Annotated in this window: 4 protein-coding genes and 3 pseudogenes; 5 read left to right on the top strand and 2 right to left on the bottom strand. The window is 34.8% G+C overall.

Annotated features, from left to right (window positions below; all coding sequences use genetic code 11):
* Together AB1280_RS24410 and AB1280_RS24415 are read left to right on the top strand one after the other, a co-directional pair.
* A pseudogene (locus tag AB1280_RS24410) lies at positions 1 to 1,081 on the top strand (hypothetical protein); the annotation flags it as partial.
* Positions 1,082 to 1,158: 77 nt separating this feature from the next.
* Positions 1,159 to 1,515 carry a hypothetical protein gene (locus AB1280_RS24415; protein ID WP_429754926.1) on the top strand — a complete coding sequence of 119 codons (357 nt, stop codon included), beginning with the start codon at positions 1,159 to 1,161 and terminating at the stop codon, positions 1,513 to 1,515.
* 40 nt (positions 1,516 to 1,555) lie between these two features.
* Here AB1280_RS24415 and AB1280_RS24420 read toward each other — a convergent pair whose 3' ends face one another.
* On the bottom strand, positions 1,556 to 1,921 hold the full coding sequence (locus AB1280_RS24420; RefSeq protein WP_429754927.1) for a hypothetical protein: 366 nt from the start codon (positions 1,919 to 1,921) through the stop codon (positions 1,556 to 1,558).
* A 4-nt stretch (positions 1,922 to 1,925) separates the two neighbouring features.
* Positions 1,926 to 2,258: pseudogene (locus AB1280_RS24425) on the bottom strand (hypothetical protein); the annotation flags it as partial.
* A 576-nt stretch (positions 2,259 to 2,834) separates the two neighbouring features.
* Here AB1280_RS24425 and AB1280_RS24430 point away from each other — a divergent pair.
* From AB1280_RS24430 to AB1280_RS24440, 3 genes and pseudogenes are all read left to right on the top strand, one after another.
* A pseudogene (locus tag AB1280_RS24430) lies at positions 2,835 to 4,600 on the top strand (LytS/YhcK type 5TM receptor domain-containing protein).
* Complete coding sequence (locus AB1280_RS24435; protein ID WP_272191250.1) at positions 4,578 to 5,318, top strand: LytR/AlgR family response regulator transcription factor; 741 nt, start codon at positions 4,578 to 4,580, stop codon at positions 5,316 to 5,318. Before AB1280_RS24430 ends, AB1280_RS24435 begins: the two are co-directional and overlap by 23 nt.
* Positions 5,319 to 5,455: 137 nt before the next feature.
* Positions 5,456 to 5,787: MFS transporter (locus AB1280_RS24440; RefSeq protein WP_429757409.1), on the top strand; the 332-nt coding region annotated here is incomplete at its 3' end.

Below are 5,787 nucleotides of genomic sequence, written 5' to 3' on the forward strand. Positions count from 1 at the left end.
AGAATCAGAGGAACAAATTGCATATGGACATACAATTATTACTCTTTTAGAACATTATTCAAGTTATTATCAAGCACCGAATCTAGCCAATTTAAGTAGAAATAAACGAACGCTAAAGAGGAGAATTCTTATGATTAAGAAATTCCAAAAGAAATCATATCGCTGGTCTGTGCTTGGAATTATTGCAATAGTTGCTGTTGCATCTATTTCTTTATTCAATGCACCTGTAATAGAAGGAGATCAAAGGCAGAAGGGACAAACGATAGAAAAAAGTCAGAAATCTAAAGATGCTTTCCAAAATGCTGTAGACAGGCTATTTGGTACAGAAGAAAATGCGAGAAAAGAGTGGGGTTTCTCAAAAAGAACATATGAAAGTCGAACGGACTTTTTATACCATGCTGAAAAGGCTTTAACAAAAGAAGAATTTGAGAAGTATGTGCAGTTATATAAAGAGATATTACATATTGAGAAAAAAGGATTAATTAAAGTAAACATGCCTGAAAAATTCCAAGGGAATATAAAAGAGGTTAAAGAAGAGCGTTTAAGCGTAGAAAATCGTGAAAAATTAAATGAACTTCGTAATAAATCTAAACTTTATGAGGATAAGGTAGGGAAGTATCTAACATATACAGTTGAAGAAGCGCAGCAACATGTGGATTTCCAAATTAAGAAGCCAGCTTATACAATTGAAGGATACACCCTCAAGGACGAAAAGGTGGGTTATTACCTTAAAAGAAAACCAGAATTAGTTATTAAATTAGAATATGCGAACGGAAAAGGAAATTATACAATTTCTCAATCACAAGTATTCGGAGAAAGTAAAGATCCGTTCCATCATTTGTTTGTAGTAGAAGAAAACATTGAACAATACGAATTAGAAGGCAATCAAGTATTCTACTCTACTCATAACTCACATAGTAATTTACAAGGTATGAAGATGATTGTTCCTGCAAAAGGGAAAAATAGTGCGTATCAAATTGTCATTATTAATCATAGTTTAGACAATCCAGGGGAAGCAGTGTTCGATAGGAATGTAAATAAAGTGGAACTGGAAAAAATAATGCTTTCAATGCTGAAATAATAAAGAGGTGTTTTGAAGGTTTATATCTTTAGAACACCTTTTAGTTATATTAAGCCTAAATACTAGGAGGAAAAGAAATGCGTTCAAACAAATATAACACCTTAGCATTACTTTGTATGATGTTGTTTTTTATTACTTGGGCATTAATATTTTTATATGGGAATTATAACTATTCTGCTGATGATGCGGGCAGTAATTTTACTCCTGCTGAGATGAGAATATCGATTGTACTTGATATTTTACAGATGGTATTCCTTGTGATGTCTTTTGTATTCGGATTGATTGCATATTATGTTTCAGAGGACAATGGAGGATATGCAGGAATATGTATCTTAACATCTCTCGTCTTGTTTATAGTTTCAGGGTTTTATGATGTTGTAATAGTTTACATATTAGTAACTGATCCAATACATTGGAAGCTTTTTTTCATGTAATTATTAAACAAGAAGTGCTGGTGAAAGATAATATCTCTTTCTAAATAGGATAGCGCCATAGGCCCATCAACTTAAGAAAAATAAACGCCCCAAAACGAAAAAAAATGAGCTGACTTCTCAAAGTAACTACCTGTAGAGAAAGAAAATTTTCGTTTAGGGGGTACTTCAAAACCTTAGCTTGTTGGCATGGTGATGGTGTATCACCATGTTCATAAGAAGGGGAACCACCGTGATCTCCTACAGATTTATTACTTATAACACCAAAACCACCAGGATCTTTTACAGATTTATTACTGATAATACCACCGTCACCTATATTGGTGTCACCTTTGTTTAATGTTGTAACATTAAAAGCTATAATTCCAATTAGCACTAATCCTGTAACCGTTAATCTAAGCTTTTTCATCATTTTAACGCCCTTTTACTGATAACCTTTTTCTTGCTTCATTACTCATATAAAAATATTTACTAGCCTTCATATGATTTTCTTCTGCATAAAATTTATTGGCTAGTCGTTCTGCATATTCTTCAATACAATTCCATAATTCTTCTTTTTTAAAGTATGAAACTCCTGCTGATACAGCGTTTTTCAATTCTGTAGTGATAGATGTATTGTTCATCTTTTCTAAAATTTTAAAGCGATATTGATATTCTTTATTTTTTAAATCATTACAAATAGTTAAACCTTTTTCAATGAGTTGAGATGCAATTTCTAAGTTACCTAATTTTGAAATTTTATCAGCACCTTTTGTTCCTGCCACTAATTGAACAGTTGCTAGCTCGACTTGGGCCTCTACATTTCCAAAACATTTAGCTCTGCTATTCCAATCTCCGTTTACAACATCTTGATTCCACGAATCAGAAATAGCTTGTTTTACAGCATCGAATGTTTCGTCTAGGTGAGAAATGGCATACATAGCAGTATGATGTTTTTTCGTCCCTCAATTTTTAGGAGTCCTTTTTTATTAAAGCTGTTGGGTTTGAGCCACTGGGTTATTGGCAATAGAACAAGAACAGAGATAAGCAAAAAAGGGGCTTTCTCTCCCTTGTGGGAAGTCGCTATTTTTTTATACAACAATTGTTGTGCTAACATCAATTTGATGTAGGTATGGTTTTGGTTGTCCAAATTTGGATAGTGGATTAAACTAATGTTCAGTGTCCGAAAGGGTTTGGAGTTGTATTTTTTTAAGTAATGAGATTGCTTGAAAATATTGATATAACAGCCTTTTTGACACCTATTTCCTTCTGTTATATATAGACCTTGATAGACATAATGATGTACTATATTGAATGAAAAATACATGAAGGAAGGACATAAAATGGGGAATTTATTATTGATGATGATTGAACGCGTTGGTTTAATCGTCATTTTAGGATATTTACTTTCGCATATTAAGGTGTTCCGTTGGCTACTGTATAAGCAAGAAGGCTATAAGGGAAGCTTTATGTTAATTGGCATATTTTCATTATTTACAATTGTAAGCAACTACACAGGGATTGAGATTTCTGGTAATACGATTTTGAATGACAACTGGCTACGGGGCGTCTCTTCTTCTAGTACGATTGCGAATACGCGTATTATGGGAATTGGGATTAGCGGGTTACTTGGAGGTCCAATTGTTGGAATAGGAGTAGGATTTATATCTGGTATTCATCGTTATGTGCTCGGGGAACGACTGCATTAAGCTGTGCACTCTCTTCTATTTTAGCTGGTATTGTGACAGGTTATATTGGCTATTTATATCAAAAATGGAATCGCGTTATAACCCCAAAGTTTTCTTCAGTGCTTAGCATCTGTATGGTATCGCTGGAAATGCTTATGATTCTTTTCATAATCGATGACGGCTGGAGCATTGTGAAAACTATTGCAATCCCAATGATTATTGTAAATGGTTTTGGAAGTTATATTCTATTGTCAATGATTCAGTCCATTATACGACAAGAAGAGCATACGAAGGCATTACAAACGCATAAAGTATTGCTCATTGCTGATAAAACGCTTCCGTATTTTCGCCAAGGGTTAACGGAAGAATCATGTACGCATGTGGCACAAATTATCCATCGCTTTACAGGAACAGATGCAGTATCTTTAACAGATACAGAAAAAATATTAGCACATGTTGGAGTAGGATCTGATCATCATATTCCTTCCCATAGCTTAATTACTGAATTGTCCAAAGAGGTGTTAAAGGGCGGAGAGATTATGAAAGCAAAGTCGCGCGAGGAGATTAATTGTCCGCATGAAGGGTGTTCATTACAAGCGGCAATCGTGATTCCGCTCACATCTCATGGAAAGACCATTGGTACGTTAAAGCTTTATTTTAAAAATCCGAATTCATTAAGCCCCGTTGAGGAAGAGCTGGCAGAAGGATTAGCAAAAATCTTTTCAACGCAGCTTGAGCTTGGAGAAGCAGAACTGCAAAGTAAATTATTGCAAGATGCGGAAATAAAGGCGCTGCAAGCACAAATTAACCCTCATTTTCTTTTTAATGCGATTAATACAGTCTCTGCTTTATGTCGTACAGATGTAGAGAAAGCAAGAAAACTATTGTTGCAGCTAAGCGTGTATTTTCGCTGCAATTTACAAGGTGCAAGGCAGCTTCTTATTCCGTTGGAACAGGAATTAAATCATGTACATGCGTATTTGTCGTTAGAACAAGCAAGATTTCCGAATAAATATGAAGTGAAAATGTACATTGAAGACGAACTGCATACTATTTTGCTTCCACCGTTTGTGCTGCAATTATTAGTAGAAAATGCTCTTCGTCATGCATTTTCTAAAAAACAGCCGATATGCCAAGTTGAAATTCATGTTTATGCTAAGCGAAACAGCGTACATTTCAAAGTAAAAGATAACGGTCAAGGGATTGAACCAGAGCGATTAGAGCGGTTAGGAAAAGCAGTTGTATCGTCAAAAAAAGGAACGGGAACAGCATTATATAATATTAATGAACGGTTAATAGGGTTGTTTGGAAAAGATACAACGCTTCATATTGTAAGTAGACTAGAAGTAGGGACGGAGATTTCCTTTACGATTCCAATTCAAAGAAAAGGGGGAAGCGATATTGAGAATATTAGTAATTGATGACGAAATGTTAGCGCGTGACGAATTAAAATATTTATTATATCGAACGAAAGAGGTCGATATTATTGACGAGGCAGACAGTGTAGAAGAAGCGTTAGAGAAGTTGATAGAAAGTAAACCGGATCTTGTTTTTTTAGATATTCAGCTGTCGGATGATAATGGATTTGAGATTGCTAATATACTAAAGAAGATGAAAAATCCACCTGCTATTGTATTTGCAACGGCCTATGATCAATATGCCATTCAGGCTTTTGAAGTAGATGCTTTAGATTATATTTTAAAGCCGTTTGACGAAGAGCGCATTGTTCAAGCGATTAAGAAATTTAAAAAACGAAAACAGCATGAAATGGCGGAAAAACAAGAAGTACATGCGCCCAATGTATCTAGCAGAATGGAAAAATTAGCGCTACCTATTGATGAATCGATTGTATTAGTGAATATAGAAGATATCGTATATGCTGGATTGTTGGACGGAAAAGTAATTGTGAAAACGATTTGTGATACGTATGTGACATACGATACACTTGCCATTTTAGAAAAGAAATTGCTGCAAACGAATTTTCAGCGTGTTCATCGTAGTTTTATCGTAAATGTAAATCATATTTCTGAAATCCAGCCGTGGTTTAACTCTACGTATAATTTAATTATGAAAGAGGATTCAAAAGTGCCTGTAAGCCGCACATATGCAAAAGAATTAAAGAAGCTGCTTCGTATTTAACGAGCAGCTTTTTGCATTTCATCCTTCCTTTTCTGTAATTGATTTCATATATTTGACGCTCTGTGTTGTAAGTACCTACACAATCGTTTACATCCTATACAATAAAGGCATCAAATCGAAAGAGGTGGAAGGATAGTATGAAAAAATCATCTATTAATCCATGGCTTGTTGTACTTGGTACAGTTATTGTACAAATGGGACTTGGAACGATATATACATGGAGCTTATTCAATCAACCTTTAGTTAGTAAATACGGATGGAGTCTTAATGCTGTTGCGATAACTTTCTCAATTACTAGCTTTTCTTTAGCATTTTCAACTTTGTTTGCGGGTAAATTACAAGAGAAATTGGGACTTCGTAAGCTCATTATGATAGCCGGATTAGCCTTAGGAATTGGCTTGATGCTTAGTTCGCAAGCTTCTTCATTACCAATGCTTTATGTACTAGCAGGGGTTGTTGTAGGTTACGC

Origin of the sequence: Bacillus sp. S10(2024) (genome assembly GCF_050473865.1) — a bacterium.
Taxonomy (GTDB): domain Bacteria; phylum Bacillota; class Bacilli; order Bacillales; family Bacillaceae_G; genus Bacillus_A.